Below are 20,145 nucleotides of genomic sequence, written 5' to 3'. Positions count from 1 at the left end.
ACCATTCCTTTTTTTAAATTAGTAAATCAAACCGACAACGCCTGCTGTTAAGAAACTGACAAGAGTTGCACCGAATAACAGCTTTAATCCAAAGCGTGCGACAACGTTCCCTTGCTTTTCGTTTAAGCCTTTGACTGCTCCAGCAATGATACCGATAGAAGAGAAGTTCGCAAATGATACAAGGAATACAGAAATAATCGCTTCTGTACGAGCAGTGAAATGCAGGCCGTCTCCAGATAGAGCGAGCATCGCAACAAATTCGTTCGATACCATTTTGGTTGCCATAATGCTTCCTGCTTGTACTGCTTCGCTCCAAGGTACACCGACAAGGAACGCAAATGGAGCAAAGACATATCCAAGTACATCTTGGAAAGAAACACCGATGACTGCTGTAAAGATACCATTAATCATCGCAATTAATGCAACGAATCCAATCAACATTGCAGCAACAACAATTGCTACTTTGAAACCATCCATAATGTATTCGCCAAGCATTTCGAAGAAGGATTGTCTTTCTTCCTCGACGACTTCAAGCATGTCTTCATCCTTAGACACTTCATATGGATTGATGATTGATGCGATAATAAATCCACCAAATAGGTTCAGCACAAGTGCTGTAACCACGTACTCTGGTTTAATCATTTGCATGTACGCACCAACAATCGACATCGATACCGTCGACATTGCAGATGCACATAATGTATAAAGACGCTGCTGAGGTAATAATCCAAGCTGTTTCTTAATAGAAATAAAGACTTCTGATTGACCTAAAATCGCAGACGCTACTGCATTATAAGATTCTAGTTTCCCCATACCGTTCACTTTACTAAGCAAATATCCGATTCCGCGTACGATAAGCGGAAGAATACGCCAATGCTGCAGAATACCGATTAACGCCGAGATAAAGACGATCGGCAGTAAAACATTGATGAAGAAAGTGGACGCATTATCATTCATTAACCCGCCAAATACAAAGTTGATTCCTTCGCCGGCATAGCCTAGAAGCATTTGGAATCCTTTTGCAAAGCCTCCGACTAGGAAGTTTCCAACACCTGTATTGAGCAGAATATAACCTAAAATAAATTGCAGTACAATCATGACAATTACTGGACGGAATTTCACTCGTTTTTTTCCATTACTAGCCAGCCATGCAATGGCGAGAATCACTAGCAAACCGATGATACCAATCACGTATTTCATGTTTTTCCTCCTTGAATGAATTCGTTTACATTAATGCGCTTGTATGGAACAAACCCTATTTCGCAAACAAAACGCGGAAGAAATTCCCAGAAGCGAGTTCCTTCCGCATATGACTTTTTCATCATTTATGAGTCATGAATGTTATCCTACCATAGGATCGTATGAATTAATAGTCTTTCGAAGGAGCTGATTGGTCCCCTTTGATAATGGAAACGCCTGCACTTGCGCCAATACGAGTAGCACCTGCAGCTGTCATTGCCTCAACGTCTTCTTTTGTTCTCACGCCGCCTGATGCTTTCACACCGATGTCAGGCCCTACTGTTTTACGCATTAATGCGATGTCCTCAGCCGTTGCACCGCCTGTACTAAATCCAGTCGATGTTTTTACAAAATCAGCGCCCGCTTTTACTGAAAGCTCACAAGCTTTGACTTTTTCTTCATCAGTAAGTAAACATGTTTCAATAATGACTTTTACTAATGCTTTGCCTTTTGCTGCGTCTACAACTGCACGAATATCTTGTTCAACCACATCATATTCGCCGTCTTTTAATGCCGCAACATTGATGACCATGTCCACTTCTGTTGCACCGTTTTCAATCGCATCCTTTGTTTCGAATGCTTTCACCGCTGTTGTATTGGCGCCTAATGGGAAACCGATGACTGTACATACATCAACACCTGTTCCTGCTAGTTCTTTCGACGCAAGAGATACCCAAGTTGGGTTCACGCAAACAGATGCAAATTGATGGGTCTTTGCTTCTTCAAGTAACTGCATAATTGCAGCTCTAGATGTATCTGGTTTTAGTGCTGTATGATCAATGAGCTTTGCTATCGTCATGCTTCACACTTCCTTTTAATTATGATACTTTCATCATATATGACGGATGAACAATTGTAAACATGGTTATGAAATTTCGTTCATCTATTTTGTGACATTTAAAAGAGCCCTCGCTGTGTGCTGATCGATGATCAATACATTGGCATATTTCCCTCTTAGTGCACCGTGTATAGAAGCCACCTTTCGATGACCGCCAGCGACAAGAATGGATCGTTCTTTTGTCCTTAAATCATCTAGCTCCACGCCAATTGTGCGATTGTTAATGGCTTCACTGCAAATGCGTCCATCTTGATCATAAAAACGCGAGCAAATGTCTCCAACACTGGATTCCTTGAGGAGCGCTTTTTCTTCTTCACGGAAATAACCTAGTCTAAACAAAAGTGCTTCATCTCTTACCGTTCCAACAGTAAACACAGCGATATTCGCCTGCTTGCCCATTTCAATAATTCGCTGAATATGTCTGTCCTGCTCAACCATCTCCTTGACGGCAGCACTATCAAATACAACAGGAAGCGGCAAATAGCGCGGTGCTGTTTGAAAGGCCTCAGCAAACAACTGGATGGTTTCCGCCGAATATGTATTCACATGAGAATGGCTGATTCCGCCCTTGAGCTGAACAACCTCTACACCTTTTACCTGTTTAGGTTGCATCTTTTGTGCAATTTGATACATAGTCGTTCCCCAGCTCACGCCAACGATATCACCGTCTTTCACCGTCTCTTGCAAGTAATCTGCACCAAATCGGCTCAAATAATCGGTGATGGTTGGATAGTCGTCCTTTGGCGAAAATACCACATGTGCTTCGAGAAGGTCATATTTTTCCTTGAGCAATGAAGAAAGCTCGTTTAAATCCTCAAACGGATCCATCACCGTAATCTGGACGTATCCCTTCTCTTTCGCATATTGAAGTAGCCGAGATACGGTCGGTCTCGACAGGTCGAGCTGCTTGGCAATTTCCTGCTGGCTGTAATCAGACAAATAGTAAAGCCTTGCCGCTTCAATACTCAGCTGTTGTTTCTCTCGATCCATTCATACGCCCCCTTTTTTCTTCTATCATAACAAATTGTTCACCTCATCATGCACAAATGTTCATTTAAAGAAAATTGTATAAGCGGCATGAAAGGTCTCATTCTTTTCTAATGTTTGAATGCCAAACTTCTCTTTATACTGTCCATTCGTCCCTTCCCTATCGGCGATGCCATACCACGGCTCAATACAAACAAAAGGAGCCATCGTTCCTTTTTCTTGATCATAAGGCGACCAAATGCCAACGAAAGGAAAGCCAGTGAGATCGACCTCAACTCCGTGACCTGCCCCTGAAGTCAATGACACTCGATTGATATGACTAAAGATCATCGCATCATGCTGAAAAAGCTCTGGGCGAAGCTGGATCGGCTCAAGCTGAATGCCTTTTTCTTTCTCCCTGATAAGTGAATTCCGCAGTTCATATTGCACAGGGAGATGTTCAGTGGAAGGTGTCAATGTGAGTGAATAATCTGATGTTTGCTCGCCTTCAACAAGCGGAATACGAAATGCTGGGTGTCCTCCAATGGAGAAATACATCGTATCCTCTCCGTCATGATCAATTTCCCAGGAAATCTTCAGTCCATTTTCCAATAGTTCATAACGAATTCGCGCTGTAAATTCATACGGGTATTGCTTCACGTGCCGGCCTCTTGATTCATATTGAAAGGTCACCGTATGCTTCGTTTCTTCATATAAATCAAAATTGACATCACGTAAAAACCCATGCTGTGTGAGCTCAAAGGTTTGATCGTCAATCTTGTATTGATCATTCATTAATCGCCCAACAATCGGAAACAAGACAGGCGACACCCTGCCCCAATAAGCTGGATCACCAGACCACATATAGTGACGCCCGCTTTCCTTGTCAAGCACCTCCCTGACTTCCGCTCCTTTTTCATGAATCTGAACCAATAACTGATCATTTTCAATCGTTTTCATTCAATACATCCCCTTTCCTTCTTCTTTTATTATGACAGGGATTTTGGTTTTGAGTATCAAATTCGACATCTCTTACTCACCAATTAAAAAAATTTTAAAAAAGACAGAAATTCGCCAACAAAATGTAATGCTGATTCGTCTAATCTTATATAAAATAAAAGAATCGTTGCTCTTTTGAATGAACAACAAAAAGAAGCGTTTGACATTGATGGGGGATTCATTTTCATGAACAGCAAGGAAAATCGTTTTCGTTATATTTTAGGATTAGATGGACTAAGAGCCGTTGCTGTATTGGCAGTCATTGCTTATCACTTACATATCGGACCCGCAAGCGGCGGGTTTCTTGGCGTTGATTTATTTTTTGTCATTTCTGGTTACTTGATTACAACGATCTTGTTACATAAGCAGAATTTAGGCTATCAAGAGCTTTTGCCATTTTGGATGGGACGGATCAGGAGGCTTCTTCCAGCCGCTTACATCATGATTTTTATAACCGTCAGCTGGTGCGCGATTGCTGGATCAAACGCATTATTGTCCATTCGTGGCGATGCCATATCGTCCTTTTTTTATGTCAGTAACTGGTGGTACATTTTTCATCAGCTTTCATATTTTGATAGCTTCAATGCCCTATCTCCACTGAAAAATTTATGGTCTCTGGCGATAGAAGAGCAATTTTATATCATTTGGCCGGTACTGTTGATTGCAGGGCTGAAATGGGTAAAAAACAGATCCCATCTGCCTATGATCACCTTTGGACTTGCACTTGTCTCTGCCTTATGGATGGCGATTCTTTATTCACCAGATACCGATCCAAGCAGGGTTTATTATGGAACAGATACTCGTGCATTTGCGCTCCTGATTGGATGCAGCCTGGCATTTGTGTGGCCTATGCAAAGACTGTCCAGCAAAAAATTACTTCCTGTTGGCAGACGTATTTTACATATTGCCGGGTTCGGTTCGTTTGCGATTTTCCTTCTTTGTGTTTATGCAGTGGACGATTTCGATGCCTTTCTCTATCAGGGCGGCATGCTTTTATTCTGTCTGAATGCGGCCATCTTAATTGCGTGCGTCTGCCACCCTGCAAGTCTTATAGGGAAATGGCTGTCCTTTCAGCCGCTTGTCTGGCTAGGTAAGCGGTCTTATGGTATTTATCTGTGGCATTATCCCATTATCGTACTGACCACACCGGTCATTGAAATTGGACAGCCTTCCATAGCGCGTGTCACATTGCAGCTCATCGCCATTTTACTAGTTGCTGAGGCTTCCTATCGCTTCATCGAACAACCGATCCGCCAGCATGGCTTCAGACAATATTTTTCCTCTTGGTCTATTTGGAAAAAAGGAATCAAACAGTGGTCTACATCTAATAAGGTGTTCCTTGGAATCACCGCAGCTCTTTTGATCTTATTTATCATTGGCATGTCCAACTCGTCCACTTCCTCCCCACATGTGAAGGAAGTGACGCAAATTAAGACAGCACCGAAAAAAACAGCCGAACCATCGGAATCAAAAGAGAAGAAAAAGAAAGAAAAGCACGAGAAAAAAGCAGCTGATCAAAAACAATTTCACCAAGTTCTTGCCATAGGTGATTCTGTCATGCTAGACATTGCGCCGAATCTTGAAAAAGCATATAAACAAATCACCATCGATGGGAAAGTTGGCAGACAGATGAACGAAGCCATCAGCATCGCCCCTCAATACAAATCATTTAATCAATCTGATGCTGCTGTTATCATTGAACTTGGCACAAATGGTTATTTTACTGAGGACACGCTGAAAGCATTCATTCAAAACTTTTCTAAGGCACATATTTTCCTAGTGAATACGAGGGTTCCAAGGTCATGGGAAAATGATGTGAATGCGGTCATTCAGCGAGTGGCCGATCAAGATCAAAATGTTACCTTGGTCGATTGGCATTCAGCCGCTACTGGACAGCCATCCTATTTTCAGTCCGATGGGGTCCACCTTTCAAAAAAAGGTTCTGACACATTGACACAGCTCATCACAGCAAGCATTAAGAAAAAAGGGGATGTGTCGACGTCATCATAAAAAGACTAGCAGAATGCTAGTCTTTTTTTCAGCGTGATAGAAAACCTTTGCAGTCGAGGAAGGGCGAGTATCGGCACGCAGACCTGACACCGAATGCGAGGGTTTGTCTGCACGCTGCTTTTATGCCGTCAAAAGGCTGGCCCTTATCGCTAATGTCTGCTCTTCCTTTGTTTTTTGATCCACCAAAGCAAAAAGCCCGTTCTCATATGCTAGTGAAAATAATTGTTCAATATGAAAAACTCCTGACTGAAACCGCCTGTTCAATAAATGCAGGGCCGCAGCACAGGCGACTTGAGCTGTTGCTTGAGACTCGTCGTGTCCTTTTATACCAAGCGCTGTATGATGAACCTTTTTCCCATCCGTCCCTGCCGCTTCCACTTTGACTGCATATTGATCTGTTCCCGCTTGAGAAGATTGAATCATTGAAATGGCTCTGTCCTTCATCTTCGGCAGTGTAAGGAACGACGTCAGTCCAAGGCTCCTTGTGAAGGCCAATGCACCCGTCGCAAGACGTGAATCAAAACAAAGCCTTGTCGTCACAGATGGCACATGAAGTGTGGAAGGCAATGTCTGTTGATCAGAGAAGGGGAATCGATAGGCATACCGCTTTCCAAGCTGTTCACCAAAGTTGACCTGTCTGCCTCCAGTAAAGCTTTTCATTCTTTTCCGCTGATCATGCTCAGTGAGTTCATATTCAGTATGGACATGATCAATCGTCCATTCAATCGCGGCTTTTCCATGCTGATCCCCCAACCCAAGCATAATCCCAATATCTATTTGATCCACTGATGAAAGCATAGATGCCGTTTTTGCAGCTAATAAATTTGTAAGACCGGGCGCGAGGCCTACACTGAGCAAAGCCGTAGCACTGATTTGCTGCTGATCCAGCTGTGCCATTTGCTCCATATACGCCCCCTTTGCAGAAATATCGATATAATCAATGCCTGCCCGCAGAACGGTTTCAGCAAATGACGTGTCATCTTGGTCGAGACACATGATCACCAGCTTTGTTTCATCCATCCAGTCCGAATGTAATGGCTGACTAACATCTAGTTTGTAAGGACGGACTCTTCTTTTTGTCTGCTGTGAAAATTGTTCGGCCTTCTCATAGCTCCTGCCCGCCGCAACAATTTGCCCTGGATACACTTCACTTAACTGAAGACATATTTGCTGTCCGACATGTCCATAGCCGCCAATTACCATCACCTGTGATCTCATCTCTCATCCGCCTCTCTACGACCTCGCTTGCAAACAAGCCCTTTGATCATTCCTGCCTGAAAATAAGGTCTGATGTCTCGAAACCCCGCCTCAATTAAATGTCCTCTCATCTCCTCCTCAGGCACAGGATATGTTGCACGTCCCAGCCTGTCATTAAAGGACGAAAACACTTCTTTTCCTAGACCTTGCCGCTTCATGAAAAGAGACAGCATCTGAAGCTCCTGCTGAAATGCGCTGGAATTCATCTCTCCTTGTATAAATGCGAGTACAAACGGGGCCCCTGGTTGAAGCCTTCGGGCAATCTCCTGTAAAAATGGCAGCCGATTTTCTACAAAATGAATCACGAGCAGGCTCACTGCGGCATCGTAAACAGCTTCAGCAGACACCTTGTTTAATGCGGTCTCATACCAGGTGACACGCGCCTCCATATGGAGCTGTGAAACCCGCTGTTTCGCCATATTCAGCATAGATGCAGACGGATCGACTCCTGTGATGAGCCAGTCTTCTTTTCTCTGAAGCATGTTGATGATCTCTTCGCCCCCACCCGCTCCGACAGTTAGAATACGAGAGGCCGCTCCCTTTATTTCAGCTTCTAATACATCTACTGATAACTCATGCAAAAGGTGATAGCCGGGTACTTTATGTGAAATCGTTGCTGCGTATGATTCAGCAACAGGGTCGTGCCAATGCTGGTTTCCTTTCATATGATTCTCCTCCAGTTCCTTTCCGCTTTCCATCGTTTCCTGTACACTAACGATATGACGTCTTTATTGTAAAAAGAGGCACCAGAAAAAACGATCCCTAAAAGTGGGGGTTTTTGAGGAGGAGATCATGTGGTCAATCCAGCCACTCATTTTCAGCAGATAAGGCAGCACATTCGGGACGAGCTTGCTGCTGTCATTGATTTTGATGCCGTCTGTATCACAACCATCGATCCAGCCACTCTCCTCTCGACAGGTTCCTACACTGATGAATCGATTGAAGAAATTCATGACCAGCTCTTTCAAAATGAATTTTTAAAAAGGGACGTGCATCAGCATGAGTTTCTAGCCAAAGGCCCTATTCATGCTGCGAGTCTCATCCAAAGCGGGGCATATTTGAACAGCGAGCGCTATCAGCATATTTTGTTACCTAACGGTTGGTCTGATGAATTGCGGGCAGCCCTTGTGATTCAAGGAGAATGCTGGGGTATCGCCAGCCTTTATCGTCAAAAGGGCAAGGAACCTTTTCAGAAGCGAGATATACAAGCAGTCATCGATCTAACACCGGCACTTGCAGCCAAGCTGAGAGATGAGCTTTTCAAAAAAAGAGACACTGAAGATGATGATACGGCGGAGCAGCAAGGATTTCTCATTCTTTCAACTCATTACAAGCTTCTTTATGGAAATGAGACAGGGCTCCATTGGCTTCATACATTTCAAGCCTTTGAACAAATCCATGACCAATCCGTCATGCCCCGCCCGTTCAGAGCATTAGGCGCTAAACTTTTATACGGCGGGACCGATCAAACAGCAGCAAGCATCACAAGAATGCCTACGGGGGCCTTTCTTTCCCTTCAAGCCTTTCGATTGGCGCAGGCTGACAGGCAGGAGGAGGCTGTCATGATTCACATCAAACGAGCCCAAACAAATGATATTCTTCCTTATGCAGCGAAAACGTACAGGCTGACAGAAAGAGAGATGAACGTCCTCGACTGCTTATTAAAGGGCCAGTCGACAAAGGAAATTGCGAGTAATTTATATATTTCACTCCATACCGTTCATGATCATGTGAAAGCGATGCTGCAAAAGACGAATTTAAGCAGCAGACGTATGCTTGTTTACTTTTTCTCCAATATATAAAAAAGCGGCTACCGCACTGGTAGACCGCTCTCTCTTTTTATTTTCCTAAAACCAGCTCATGCAGCACATGTGCTACTCCGGCTTCATTATTAGATTTTGTTACAACATCTGCTACAGCTTTGACATCATCAATGGCATTTCCCATAGCGACGCCGCAGCCTGCAAACTCTAGCATTGAGACGTCGTTCCCGTTATCCCCAATAGCCATGACTTCTTCACGAGGAATTCCCAGCTCCTTCGCTAGAAGCTTCACGGCATTTCCCTTACTCACATCAGGATGCAGGATTTCAAGGAAGAAATCTGTACTTTTTACCATCATATATTTTTCCTTCACTTCAGATGGAATGGCTTCTATCGTTTTTTCCAAACGTTCTGGCTGATCAATATACATCATTTTTGGAAGTCTCATCGATGAATCTGCCTCTTCAACAGGCATATATTTCAGCGGCAGTTTTGTTAAGTAGGATTCAAGCACTGTGTATTCACTAATATCGCGATTCGGTGTGTATAAATTGGCTGAATCGAAATAATGCATCGGCGTGTCCAGCTGACGGCTCAATTCATATAACGAAGTTAAGTCATCATAGGATAATGTCAGCTCTGACACCACTTCATTTGTATGGCTGTTTTGAACAAGCGCTCCATTATAGGCGATCACATAATCTCCCTCTTGATCAAGCTGAAGATCAGCTAAATAGCGATTTACCCCGCCAATTGGCCGGCCTGTACATAAAACAATTTTAATCCCTTCTGCCTTAGCCTGTTGAATGGCTTCAAACACTTCATCCGGCACCATATGTTGATCATTTAATAACGTACCATCCATATCAATTGCGACTAATTTATACATTCACTGGTCCCCTTTTCTCAGCAAAAACGTGCTGTCACTATTTTGAGCCATCATTACGATGATGACAGGTTATTTCATTACTATTTACCTATTTTAGCCTATCGTTTTTTCTTCACGCTGTCTACTTGTTCTTATCTGTAACAAATATCACAAGAGTCTACTCTATTATAACGCATTCTATTCATCGTGCTGATCACCCATTTGAAACAAGTAAAACAGAACAATTGTCCACCACTATAGAATGTTTTGAAACGAGCAAATCTAATTGTATGATGAATAGCAAAGAAAGGAGGTGCAGGGAATGATTACGTTTACGAGAGGTAAATTGTCAAAAATGTCTGGAGTACATATTGAAACCATTCGTTTTTACGAAAATGAAGGGGTGCTCCCAGAGCCCAAAAGAGCGCATAACGGCTATCGTCTATATGATAAAAAATATGTACTCATGCTGTCATTTATCACCGAAGCGAGAAAGCTAGATTTCTCCCTTAAAGAAATTCGTGAAATTATCAAATCACTTTTCGAAAAAAAGTCAAAAACAGAAGCTGAACAGCTGCTCGAGCAAAAAGTCGAAGATATCCAGCACTCTATTCAAGAGTTAAAAAAAAGGAAGGCAGCTATTCAATTGTTAACAAAGCAAACATTAGCAAATATCAGCTGATTGTAAGGGCTGCCAAAGGTGTGCCGGTGTTGGTCACTGGCACACCTTCGCTCAGGTATCTCAGTACACGTTCAATGAAAACATCGGTTATACTAGAGTCAGCTTAAACGAGTGGAAGGGGTTTTGAGAATGAACATCGCAACCATCGGAACAGGTATCATTGTGGAAGGCTTCCTGCAAGCGATTGAACAGCTCGACGGTGCTTCTTGTCACGCTGTTTATTCAAGAAAGGAAGCAACGGCAAAGAAGCTCGCAGACAAATTTGGAGTGCAGACAACTTATACGGATCTAACTGCTATGCTAGAAGATCCTCACGTAGAAGCCGTTTACATCGCATCACCGAATCGTTTACATAGCGAGCATGCAACGAAAGCATTGAAACACGGAAAACATGTGATATGCGAAAAGCCTTTCACCTCTAATGTGAAAGAGCTGGAAGCCTTAATCGCTCTCGCAAAGGAAAAGCAGCTTCTCCTATTTGAAGCCATTACGACCGTTCATATGCCAAACTATCATTTGATCAAAAAGCACCTTCATCAATTAGGTAAAATCAAACTGGTTCAATGCAACTATAGTCAATATTCAAGCAAATATAATCAGCTGCTAGCCGGCGAAACGCCAAATGTCTTTAACCCTGAGTTCTCTGGGGGAGCGCTGATGGATATTAATATCTATAATGTCCATTTCATCATGAACCTCTTTGGATCACCAGAGCAAGTCCGATATCAGGCAAACCGCCATCCAAACGGTATTGACACATCTGGTGTTTTGACGTTCACTTACAATGATTTTATTGCGACAAGTGTCGGCAGTAAGGATACAAGCAGCATGAACTTTGCATTGATTCAAGGAGAAAAAGGCTTCATTCATGTGAAAAATGGGGCGAATGGCTGCGAGGAAGTGCTGCTGCATGTTGATGACAGGGTCATCTCACTCAATGCACAAACGAATCCAAATCGTCTGTTTTATGAAGCAGAAGCTTTCCAGCAGATCATTGAAACAAAAAATCATGAACAGTGCTATGCATGGCTTGATGAAAGTCTCTCCGTGATGAAAGTTCTTGATGCCGCAAGAAAAGATGCAGGTATTGTTTTCCCAGCAGATCAAATTTAATGAAAAAAACCGCCTTCTATGAGAGGGCGGTTTTTTTCATTAAATACTCTTTGAATACGCCACAAGACGCTGAGACATGTGATTCACTTCATCGACTGCAGCATTCACTTGCTCTGTTAAAGCAGCCTGAGTTTGCGTAAGAGCTGTCATATTCGAGATATTTTCAAGAATTTCATCAATTTGTGTTTTCATATCCGTTAAACTAGATTCAATATTTTCCGTTGCATTGGCACTATGCAGCGCCAGCTTTCGTACTTCATCTGCAACGACAGAGAATCCGCGGCCTTGTTCACCAGCTCTAGCTGCTTCAATCGCAGCATTTAGACCAAGCAGGTTCGTTTGGTTTGCCACTTCTTTGATTAAGTCAGAAATATTTTTTGTCTCATCTGCACTATTTTTTGCTAAGTGTGCGGCAGACGTTGACTGCTCTTGAGCGACAGCCAGCTCCTGTGCTTGATTTGTCACAGAGCTAATGCCCGAAACCATCTCACTAATAGAACTTGAAAGCTGTTCTACTTGTGAAGCCATTTCATCTGCTGTTTTCTCTTTGTTTTTTTCTAACGTGATGTCACGAATGGTTCCTGCCACACGAAGAGGCACACCTTTTTCATCACGGATGGTTTCACCACCTGCATGATACCAGCGGTACTCACCATTTTTGCGTTGCAATCTGTAATCAATATCAAACGGTGTGCGTCCAGAGTGGTCATTTAAATGATCTGCAAAAGCTTGGAGAGCCATTTCTTGATCCTCAGGATGCAGACGATCGCTCCAGCTGCTCAGAACATTCGGGAAATCTTTTTCGTCTGTAAAGCCAAGCGTTTTTCTGAACTGAGGAGACCACCAGAATTCGTTATTTGGATTGACTGGATCGCCTGCCTCTACCACCATGTCCCAAGGAGCTTCGACAAGCGCACGGTTGATTAAGTCATATCTTGTAACAAATGCTTGCAGCTCTTCTTCTTTCAATTTCTGATCATGAATATCAAAAAGAGCGCCCGCCACACGAAGAGGGACACCATTTCGATCTCGAACGGTCGTTCCAGTTGCTTTGAACCAACGATAATCCCCGTTTTTTAACTTTAAGCGATATTCGATATCATACGGCGTACGCCCTGAATGATCCAATAAATGCGAAGAGAATGCATTTAGAGTATATTCTTGTTCATCCGGATGAATTCGAGACGCCCAGCTGTCTAATAGATTCGGAAAATCGTGCTCATTTTGAAAGCCGATCATTTTGCGGAATTCATCCGTCCATGTGAATTCATTCTTTGGATTGACCGGGTCTCCAGCGATGACGACCATATCCCATAAGCCAACTTGAATGGCTTTTGTCACTAAATCCATCCGCATTTGAATATTTTCATTGGCCTCCTGCATCTTTTGCAAAGCTTCATTCATTTGCGCCACTGCTTCTATCGTTTGGCTAGAAGAAAATGCAGCAGTGTCTAGTCTTGCTGAAAGGTCTCCCTTTTCAATTCGTTCTATTAATTGGCTGCTTTCACTCAGAAGGATTTCAGCCGATGAATCATTTGCTTTCCTCTTAAACATCTTTCATAACTCCTTTCAACTCTAACGTTCTTGAAATATTTTACAATTATAAACAATTCTTTATTAGGACTTTAGTAGTACAAATGATATATCGACAAAAACTGAAAATTGTTTATGTCATAAATAAGGCAAATGTTCATTTATTTGAAGTTTCATTTTTAGGATATGGATAAAATAAGTTAATTATGGATATAAATATATGTTTTGATAGAATCAACCTCTATTTTTGTCTGAAAAATCTCTTTTTTTATATTGACACTGACGTCTTGAAAAAAGAAAATGGAACATAAGCATTTTTTAAAAAAGGAGAACGTCATGAGCGCGAATCAGGAGCAACAAGAATTAAAAAAGCTTTTATCACCGCGTCACATTCGCATGATTGCGATGGGCGGGGTCATTGGTACAGGAATCTTTAAAGGAAGTGCCGATACAATTGGTTTAGCAGGTCCTGGGGTCATTTTTTCCTATGTATTTGCCGGATTGCTGCTCCTCATTGTAATGGCAGCATTAGCCGAAATGGCCATTGTGTATCCGGGAAATAATCTTCGCGACCTTATACAAATTGCGCTTGGTCAACGTTTTTCATTTGTTGTCGGCTGGGTTTACTGTTTTATGTGGCTCACTGTATGTGTCATTGAGATTATTGCAGCTGGCAGTCTGCTTCAATACTGGCTGCCGAACGTGCCGTTATGGTCACTATGTTTACTTTGCTCACTCTTAGTCATCGGAATTAATTTAAATAATGTAAAATACTTTGGTGAAATTGAGTTTTGGTTCGCTGGAATGAAGATTTTCGTTATTATTGTCTTTATTATTCTCGGTGCAGCATTATTATTTGGGATCATTCCAAACGAACAAAGCACACCAGCGCTTACCAACTATCAAAACTTCGTCCCGAATGGATGGGGTGCGATCTTTGCATCACTTTTAGTGGTTATTTTCTCTTATGGAGGCTCTGAATTGATTGGGCTGACCATTACTGAAACAAAGGATGCGGAGAAGGTTCTGCCTGGAGTAGTCAAAAGTATGATGTGGCGGATTATCTTATTTTACACATTGCCGATTTTGATCATCTGCGGCCTTATTCCTTGGAATCAAATTGACCCAAATAACAGTCCTTTTGTCCAAGTCTTTTCTGCTGCTGGTATGCAAGGCGCCTCTCACTTCATTAATTTCGTCTTGATTACAGCCGTTCTATCTGCGGCGAATTCCGGTATTTATGGAACGACGAGAATGATTCATTCTCTTTCTAAATCAGACGGCGGTCCGAAAAAACTGGCACGGGTCAACAAAAGAGGCGTACCCATTTTAAGTTTATGGGTTACCGTTCTATTTCTTCTCATCGGAACATTTTTTGCTTACTTATATCCAGACCAAATTTTCAGCTACATGCTGGCTATTCCTGGTTTTGCTGTTTCACTCATTTGGATCAGCATTTGTATGGCACATCTGAAGCTGCGTCCAAAGTATCCACAGGAGCCGTATTTCAAAGTATGGCTGTTTCCGTATTTGACTTTATTTGCAGGTCTTGTACTCAGCTTGAGCTTTGTTTTGTTCCTATTCAGACAAGAAAACCTGCCTAGCTCCATTATCAGCATTGGTTTCTTAGTCGCTGCCATCATCGCTTCATTCTTAATGAAAAAGAAGGCTTAAACGCCAAAACCCGCCGAATTGGCGGGTTTTTTTATGAGCTGCTATCTTCTGTTACCTCAAAATCAATCGACGCTTTTGGAATGCCGTTGATGATAATCGTTAAAGTATGGGTTCCCTCATAGTGCTTTCTCGTCGTCATATTTTGAAAGGACTGTGACCTGATAAATTCTCTATGTAACGCTGAACTTGTTTCAAACTCTGTGATTTTAAATACCTTTTGATTGCGGGTACCCCGAGCTTTGACATAGTCTATGGCATACTCTACACGCAGCTTTAGTGACTTAGCAGCCTGAAGTGTAAATTGAAAGGTCATTTTCTCTCCAATACGAATAGAGTCTTGCACTAACTTCAAATCTGTTACTTGAACAGATGGATCATCCCCATAGCCAAACAAAGCCATGATATCGGGATCGCCCTTTTTTAGTAAGGTACGGGAAGCATGTTTGATGATCCAGTTCGTATGTTCATTCGTTCCATACCAGCTTTTAGCCGTCTTCTTCATCAGATCAGGCTGAATTGCAGAAATGTCATTTAAGTGGTTCGCTACACTTTTTTGCACATAGCGCGCCGGATCCGACTTCAAGTTTTCTAAAATAGGCAGCGTAACCGAAGGATCCTTTTTAAGTGCAGGAACAGTTAATCCCCATGGCAAACGTGGTCTGCATCCTTCACTAGCCAGCCGCCGAATATGCTCATTTTGATTCTGTGACCATACAAGCATTTGCGCCAGCATTTTGTCTTGATCCTGAATCAGAAAAGGCCGAACGGCAAATTCAGAAGTCGAAAAAGGCGTAAAGAATTCAAGCGCCTTGATCGAGATATCCCAATGTGCTAGACCGTACGTTTCGACGTAGTCTGGAAAGACAAGCGCACTAAGTCCTGAAAAATGCGGGGCTGTCTGACGCAGCACTTCAATTGCCTGCTCATAATCCTTAGGCAGACAGGCATGCATCGATTCAGTGACTCTTCTCATTCTGCCTTTTAACTCAAGCTGCTGCCAATCCTTTTGAAACACAAGCCGCTGGAATTCTCCAGCATCAAACCCAGTCGACGCTTGTGCAAGTTTCTCCGCTAATTCTTCAATAAATAATTCATGATAAACGTGTTTTAATGGTTCGATCGTGTCCGCCTCCCGCTTCTCAATATCTTTATTTTACCCCAATCTGACAAAGGTGGTATTGCCAAAAGCAAAAACAGCCCAATTCCGAAGAATCAGGCTGTTGCGTTTCACTAAATAAACATATTAATGATCATAATAAATGCAATGGCACAAACGGAAATGATCGTCTCCATAGCCGTCCATGTCAAAAACGTTTCTTTAATGGTCATCCCAAAATACTCTTTGATCAGCCAAAAACCAGAGTCATTGACGTGAGACAAAATCAATGAACCCGCCCCTGTAGCTAACACTAGAAGCTCTCTGCTCACATCCGGCATAGATGCAGCAATCGGTGCGACAATACCAGCTGCGGTCATCATGGAGACCGTAGCAGATCCTGTTGCCACACGAATAACCGCAGCAATCAACCAGCTAAGCAAAATTGGCGAGATCGGCGAGTGTTTTGCTAAATCTGCAATATAATCACCAACACCCGAATCGATGAGCACATTATTGAAAGCCCCGCCTGCTCCAATGACAAGCAGAATAGAAGCAATCGGTCCTAAGCATTCATTACTAAAGGAAAGCACCCGGTCTCGGCTCATCCCTTGCACAAAGCCAAGACTGAAGAAAGAATACACCGTTGCAATCAGCAGTGCTGTAATTGGATCTCCAATGTACTTAAATACCTGATACCAAATATTGTCCTCTGGTAAAATAATATCCGCCAGTGTGGCAAGAAGCATTAGAATCACTGGCACCAAAATCGTAAACATCGTATTTGCAAAGCCGGGAAGTTTTCGATCTTCATTGCGTTCAGTAAATTGCTTTCTCAGCAGCTCTGGAACTGGTTTATGAATCCGCTTTCCAATCCACTTTCCATACAGCGGCCCAGCAATAATAGCTGTTGGCAAACCGACAATAATGGAAAAGAAAATGGTTTTCCCCACGTTGGCATGATAGATGCCGACAGCTGCCATAGCAGCTGGATGAGGCGGCACAAGACCGTGAACGACAGACAAGCCAGCAATGAGCGAAATCCCAATTGTCACGAGCGAGATGCCCGTTTCAATCGCAATCGTAAACAATAAAGGAATAAGAAGAACAAATCCGACCTGGAAAAAGACAGGTATTCCCACAATAAAAGCAACAAACATCATCGCCCAATGCACATTTTTCGTCCCAAACCGGCCGATTAATGTGTGAGCAATCCGCTCAGCTCCACCTGATTCAGCCATCATTTTCCCAAGCATGGTTCCAAGCGCTAGTACGATGGCCAGCAATGATAACGTATTGCCTAACCCCGTTTTGATGGATTGAATGATTTCCTGCAGGTCCATCCCTGTGGCAAAGCCGACTAACATAGAGGTAATGATTAAACTCACAAACGGATTCAACTTAGCAACTGTTATGAGGATGAGTAAAAGGACAATTGCGGCAATCACGATGAATAAAAGCATGCTCTCCCACCTTTTCCCTGATGTTTAATGATTTTGTTTTAATTGAAGCGCACTAATGACATCAAATTCATCCTTGAGTTTGTCATAGAGACGCTCATATAAGTAAAACAGTTCTATGTATGTTTCATTGTTCTCCATATTTGGTTCATGACTGGCAGAGATTCGAATCCAATCTTGAACCTCTTCTATCTCTTCCATATAACCTAAACTATGAAGTGCGAGCACGGCCGCCCCTAGTGCTGATGCTTCGTAGCTTTCTGGGACAAGTACTTCCCTGCCCATCGTATCCGCTAAAATTTGCCGCCACAGCGGAGATCGCGCAAATCCGCCCGACGCCCTGACATCCTTTGCTGAACCGGTTAAATCCCTTAAGGCAACACCGATTGAGAACACACTCATAATGACGCCTTCTAACACAGCTCTTATAAAATGCTCCCGCTTATGCTGAAGACCGATCCCAAAGAAAGTGCCTCTCGCATTTGGATTCCAATATGGTGCACGCTCACCTGTTAAAAATGGCAGAAACAGCAGTCCCTCTGAGCCGGCTGGAACTTTTTTCGCAATATCAATCATCAGGTCGTAAGGGTCCACTCCAAGACGCTTTGCTACCTCTACCTCCGAGGATCCGAATTCATCCTTCAGCCATCTCAGCATGATCCCGCCATTATTCGTCGGTCCTCCAACCACCCAATGCTTATCAGTCAACGCATAGCAGAACGTTCTTGACTGTTCATCTGTTATTGGTTTGTCCACGACCGTACGGACTGCACCGCTTGTCCCAATCGTGACAGCCACCTCACCTTTTCCAATCGCTCCCACACCTAAGTTCGCTAGAACCCCATCATTCGCACCAACAACAAATGGTGTATCTTCCGCAATGCCCATTCGCAGGGCGATCTCTGGCTGAAGCCCTCTCAGCTGATACGTCGTGGGAACAAGTTCAGACAATTGATCAGCCTCAATTCCAGCAATACGCAGCGCCTGCTCATCCCATTGAAGCGTTTCCAAACGGAACAGTCCCGTTGCTGAAGCGATTGAATAATCGACGACATACTGACCGAAGAAATGATAAAGAATATATTCTTTGATGGAAATGAATTTCGCTGCCTTCTTGAAGACATCAGGTGCCATTTCCTTGATCCACCGTATTTTTGAAAGCGGTGACATTGGATGGATCGGTGTACCGGTTCTTTTATACACTTGGAAGCCGTCCATGTCTGAAGTGATTCGCTTCGCTTGTTCTGCACTTCTGTTATCTGCCCAAATGATACTGTTCGTTAGCGCCTTGCCATGCTTATCCATCACAATCAAGGAATGCATCGCTGTACTAATCCCGACGCCTATGAGATGTTTTGCATCAAATGCTGCTTTCGTCAATGCACCTCTTACACTTGCAATGACGGCTTCTAATATATGTTCAGGGTCCTGTTCAACCCATGCTGGCTGGGGCTGAATGAGATCATAAGGAACCGAATGCTTTGCTATCACTTTCCCCTGTGGTCCAAACAGAACCGCCTTTGTACTTGTTGTTCCAATATCCAAACCAATTACCGCCTGGTTTCCCTTCATCTGTATCACGCCCAATCATTGATTTGAAATCATATTTTATTGTTTTGATAAACCTGTTAAATCCCATTATAGGAATAATTTTTTCGACATTCAACGACTAAAAAGAAAATTATTTTCACTTAAAAGCTCAAAATCGTTACCACAACGGCATTTTTCACTAATAGAAAAATTTATTTTTGAAACCATTACACCCTTTTTTGTGAAATGGTTTCTCTCATTTGTTTTAAATTCGTTAAAGTTTCCTGCTGTCTTAAGTGAGCAAGTGCAAAGTATAGTACGTCAATGACAGTGAGCTGAGCAAGTCTTGCAGACATCGCTTCTGTTCGAAAAGCCGTTTCTTGCGTCGAAGTATACAAGGTGACATCGGCAAGCTGGCTCAATGGAGAGCGCTGATAACTTGTAATACCGATGGTTTTCGCTCCTTTTTCCTTTGCTGTTTTCATTGCATCGAGTAAATCTTTATTACGGCCAGAATGAGATATACCAATCACTGTACTGTGCTGGTCGAGAAGACCGGCAGACATCGCTTGAAAATGGGAATCGGTGTGAACAATACAGTTAATGCCTGTCCTCATAAATTTATGAAAAGCGTCTGTTGCAATGAGGCCAGACCCGCCACTCCCATAAAACTCTAAGCGCTTTGCTTCATGAATGATTTGTATGGCTTTTTCTACATCCTCTGGATTCAGTAATTGAAAGCTATCCTTTAATGCAGATATATTCGCCTGAAAAACCTTTTGCATAAAAACGGCCGTATCATCATCAAGACTCATTTCTTCATCTACATAATCAGGCTTTGTTTGATCTATTTCCTGGGCAATTGCAATCTTCAAATCTTGAAAGCCCTCAAATCCAAGCCTTTTACAAAGACGAAAAATCGTTGCCTCTGAGCTCGCTGTCTTTTTAGCAAGCTCGACAATTGATAAATGAATAATGTCGCCAGGTTCACTCGTAATATGTTCTGCAATTCCTTTCAACTTTGGCGGTAATCCTCTGCTTGCTGCTCGTATTTTTTCAATACTACTTAAACTGACAGAAGCCAATTGACTTCACTCCTTCCTTATTCATGTGAGCG

17 protein-coding genes are annotated in these 20,145 nt (G+C 42.8%); 5 read left to right on the top strand and 12 right to left on the bottom strand.

Annotation, left to right across the window (positions count from 1 at the left end; all coding sequences use genetic code 11):
• Nucleotides 1–18: 18 nt before the first annotated feature.
• From EV579_RS10245 to EV579_RS10230, 4 genes are all read right to left on the bottom strand, one after another.
• A complete protein-coding gene (locus tag EV579_RS10245) occupies nucleotides 19–1,200 on the bottom strand; it encodes a NupC/NupG family nucleoside CNT transporter (protein ID WP_017368363.1) in 1,182 nt (393 codons plus the stop codon).
• 166 nt (nucleotides 1,201–1,366) lie between these two features.
• A complete protein-coding gene (gene deoC / locus EV579_RS10240; protein WP_133744373.1) occupies nucleotides 1,367–2,038 on the bottom strand; it encodes a deoxyribose-phosphate aldolase in 672 nt (223 codons plus the stop codon).
• Nucleotides 2,039–2,122: 84 nt separating this feature from the next.
• Complete coding sequence (locus tag EV579_RS10235) at nucleotides 2,123–3,067, bottom strand: sugar-binding transcriptional regulator (protein ID WP_024427553.1); 945 nt, start codon at nucleotides 3,065–3,067, stop codon at nucleotides 2,123–2,125.
• A 60-nt stretch (nucleotides 3,068–3,127) separates the two neighbouring features.
• Nucleotides 3,128–4,003 (bottom strand): aldose 1-epimerase family protein, encoded by an 876-nt coding sequence (locus EV579_RS10230; protein WP_103131849.1) that lies wholly within the window; start codon nucleotides 4,001–4,003, stop codon nucleotides 3,128–3,130.
• A gap of 225 nt (nucleotides 4,004–4,228) precedes the next feature.
• Between EV579_RS10230 and EV579_RS10225 the strand changes: the two genes are divergently transcribed.
• Nucleotides 4,229–6,052: an acyltransferase family protein gene (locus tag EV579_RS10225; protein ID WP_133744372.1), complete on the top strand. Its 1,824-nt coding sequence runs from the start codon at nucleotides 4,229–4,231 to the stop codon at nucleotides 6,050–6,052.
• 120 nt (nucleotides 6,053–6,172) lie between these two features.
• On the opposite strand, the gene EV579_RS10220 is transcribed toward EV579_RS10225, so the two are convergent.
• Nucleotides 6,173–7,270, bottom strand: a complete 1,098-nt coding sequence (locus EV579_RS10220) for a saccharopine dehydrogenase family protein (protein ID WP_133744371.1) — start codon at nucleotides 7,268–7,270, stop codon at nucleotides 6,173–6,175.
• Nucleotides 7,267–7,974: a class I SAM-dependent methyltransferase gene (locus EV579_RS10215; protein WP_133744370.1), complete on the bottom strand. Its 708-nt coding sequence runs from the start codon at nucleotides 7,972–7,974 to the stop codon at nucleotides 7,267–7,269. Before EV579_RS10215 ends, EV579_RS10220 begins: the two co-directional genes overlap by 4 nt.
• 129 nt (nucleotides 7,975–8,103) lie before the next feature.
• Between EV579_RS10215 and EV579_RS10210 the strand changes: the two genes are divergently transcribed.
• A complete protein-coding gene (locus EV579_RS10210; protein WP_133744369.1) occupies nucleotides 8,104–9,111 on the top strand; it encodes a helix-turn-helix transcriptional regulator in 1,008 nt (335 codons plus the stop codon).
• A gap of 37 nt (nucleotides 9,112–9,148) precedes the next feature.
• On the opposite strand, the gene yidA is transcribed toward EV579_RS10210, so the two are convergent.
• Entirely contained in the window at nucleotides 9,149–9,961 is an 813-nt protein-coding gene (gene yidA, locus EV579_RS10205) for a sugar-phosphatase (RefSeq protein ID WP_044334964.1), read from the bottom strand.
• A gap of 301 nt (nucleotides 9,962–10,262) precedes the next feature.
• Between yidA and EV579_RS10200 the strand changes: the two genes are divergently transcribed.
• Together EV579_RS10200 and EV579_RS10195 are read left to right on the top strand one after the other, a co-directional pair.
• Nucleotides 10,263–10,622: a MerR family transcriptional regulator gene (locus EV579_RS10200; protein WP_024423948.1), complete on the top strand. Its 360-nt coding sequence runs from the start codon at nucleotides 10,263–10,265 to the stop codon at nucleotides 10,620–10,622.
• A 129-nt stretch (nucleotides 10,623–10,751) separates the two neighbouring features.
• Nucleotides 10,752–11,735, top strand: coding sequence for a Gfo/Idh/MocA family protein (locus EV579_RS10195; RefSeq protein WP_024423949.1), 984 nt, complete (start codon nucleotides 10,752–10,754; stop codon nucleotides 11,733–11,735).
• A gap of 39 nt (nucleotides 11,736–11,774) precedes the next feature.
• Here the strand turns inward: EV579_RS10195 and EV579_RS10190 are convergent, their stop codons facing one another.
• Nucleotides 11,775–13,289: a methyl-accepting chemotaxis protein gene (locus EV579_RS10190; RefSeq protein WP_133744368.1), complete on the bottom strand. Its 1,515-nt coding sequence runs from the start codon at nucleotides 13,287–13,289 to the stop codon at nucleotides 11,775–11,777.
• Between the two features lie 315 nt (nucleotides 13,290–13,604).
• Here EV579_RS10190 and EV579_RS10185 point away from each other — a divergent pair, with 315 nt between their 5' ends.
• Nucleotides 13,605–14,942, top strand: coding sequence for an amino acid permease (locus tag EV579_RS10185; protein ID WP_044334970.1), 1,338 nt, complete (start codon nucleotides 13,605–13,607; stop codon nucleotides 14,940–14,942).
• Between the two features lie 31 nt (nucleotides 14,943–14,973).
• Here the strand turns inward: EV579_RS10185 and EV579_RS10180 are convergent, their stop codons facing one another.
• The 4 genes from EV579_RS10180 to EV579_RS10165 form a co-directional block, all read right to left on the bottom strand.
• Nucleotides 14,974–16,062, bottom strand: coding sequence for a DNA alkylation repair protein (locus EV579_RS10180; RefSeq protein ID WP_481747244.1), 1,089 nt, complete (start codon nucleotides 16,060–16,062; stop codon nucleotides 14,974–14,976).
• A gap of 110 nt (nucleotides 16,063–16,172) precedes the next feature.
• Nucleotides 16,173–17,501, bottom strand: coding sequence for a GntP family permease (locus EV579_RS10175; RefSeq protein ID WP_024427563.1), 1,329 nt, complete (start codon nucleotides 17,499–17,501; stop codon nucleotides 16,173–16,175).
• A gap of 24 nt (nucleotides 17,502–17,525) precedes the next feature.
• Nucleotides 17,526–19,070 carry a gluconokinase gene (gntK, locus tag EV579_RS10170; protein ID WP_133744366.1) on the bottom strand — a complete coding sequence of 515 codons (1,545 nt, stop codon included), beginning with the start codon at nucleotides 19,068–19,070 and terminating at the stop codon, nucleotides 17,526–17,528.
• Between the two features lie 185 nt (nucleotides 19,071–19,255).
• Nucleotides 19,256–20,113, bottom strand: a complete 858-nt coding sequence (locus EV579_RS10165; RefSeq protein WP_024423955.1) for a MurR/RpiR family transcriptional regulator — start codon at nucleotides 20,111–20,113, stop codon at nucleotides 19,256–19,258.
• Nucleotides 20,114–20,145: the final 32 nt, after the last annotated feature.

The organism is Bacillus sp. BK450, assembly GCF_004364885.1.
In the GTDB taxonomy this organism is placed as follows: domain Bacteria; phylum Bacillota; class Bacilli; order Bacillales; family Bacillaceae; genus Bacillus; species Bacillus safensis.
Note: the sequence above shows the minus strand (reverse complement) of the source record. Positions and strands in the feature narration are given on the sequence as shown.

Bases quoted from the DNA above. Each gene is read 5' to 3' on its own strand.
- gntK (WP_133744366.1), bottom strand. From the start codon at position 19,070: ATGAAGGGAAACCAGGCGGTAATTGGTTTGGATATTGGAACAACAAGT.
- EV579_RS10235 (WP_024427553.1), bottom strand. From the start codon at position 3,067: ATGGATCGAGAGAAACAACAGCTGAGTATTGAAGCGGCAAGGCTTTAC.
- yidA (WP_044334964.1), bottom strand. From the start codon at position 9,961: ATGTATAAATTAGTCGCAATTGATATGGATGGTACGTTATTAAATGAT.
- EV579_RS10175 (WP_024427563.1), bottom strand. From the start codon at position 17,501: ATGCTTTTATTCATCGTGATTGCCGCAATTGTCCTTTTACTCATCCTC.
- EV579_RS10245 (WP_017368363.1), bottom strand. From the start codon at position 1,200: ATGAAATACGTGATTGGTATCATCGGTTTGCTAGTGATTCTCGCCATT.
- EV579_RS10185 (WP_044334970.1), top strand. From the start codon at position 13,605: ATGAGCGCGAATCAGGAGCAACAAGAATTAAAAAAGCTTTTATCACCG.
- EV579_RS10195 (WP_024423949.1), top strand. From the start codon at position 10,752: ATGAACATCGCAACCATCGGAACAGGTATCATTGTGGAAGGCTTCCTG.
- EV579_RS10190 (WP_133744368.1), bottom strand. From the start codon at position 13,289: ATGTTTAAGAGGAAAGCAAATGATTCATCGGCTGAAATCCTTCTGAGT.
- EV579_RS10215 (WP_133744370.1), bottom strand. From the start codon at position 7,974: ATGAAAGGAAACCAGCATTGGCACGACCCTGTTGCTGAATCATACGCA.
- deoC (WP_133744373.1), bottom strand. From the start codon at position 2,038: ATGACGATAGCAAAGCTCATTGATCATACAGCACTAAAACCAGATACA.
- EV579_RS10225 (WP_133744372.1), top strand. From the start codon at position 4,229: ATGAACAGCAAGGAAAATCGTTTTCGTTATATTTTAGGATTAGATGGA.
- EV579_RS10200 (WP_024423948.1), top strand. From the start codon at position 10,263: ATGATTACGTTTACGAGAGGTAAATTGTCAAAAATGTCTGGAGTACAT.
- EV579_RS10230 (WP_103131849.1), bottom strand. From the start codon at position 4,003: ATGAAAACGATTGAAAATGATCAGTTATTGGTTCAGATTCATGAAAAA.
- EV579_RS10220 (WP_133744371.1), bottom strand. From the start codon at position 7,270: ATGAGATCACAGGTGATGGTAATTGGCGGCTATGGACATGTCGGACAG.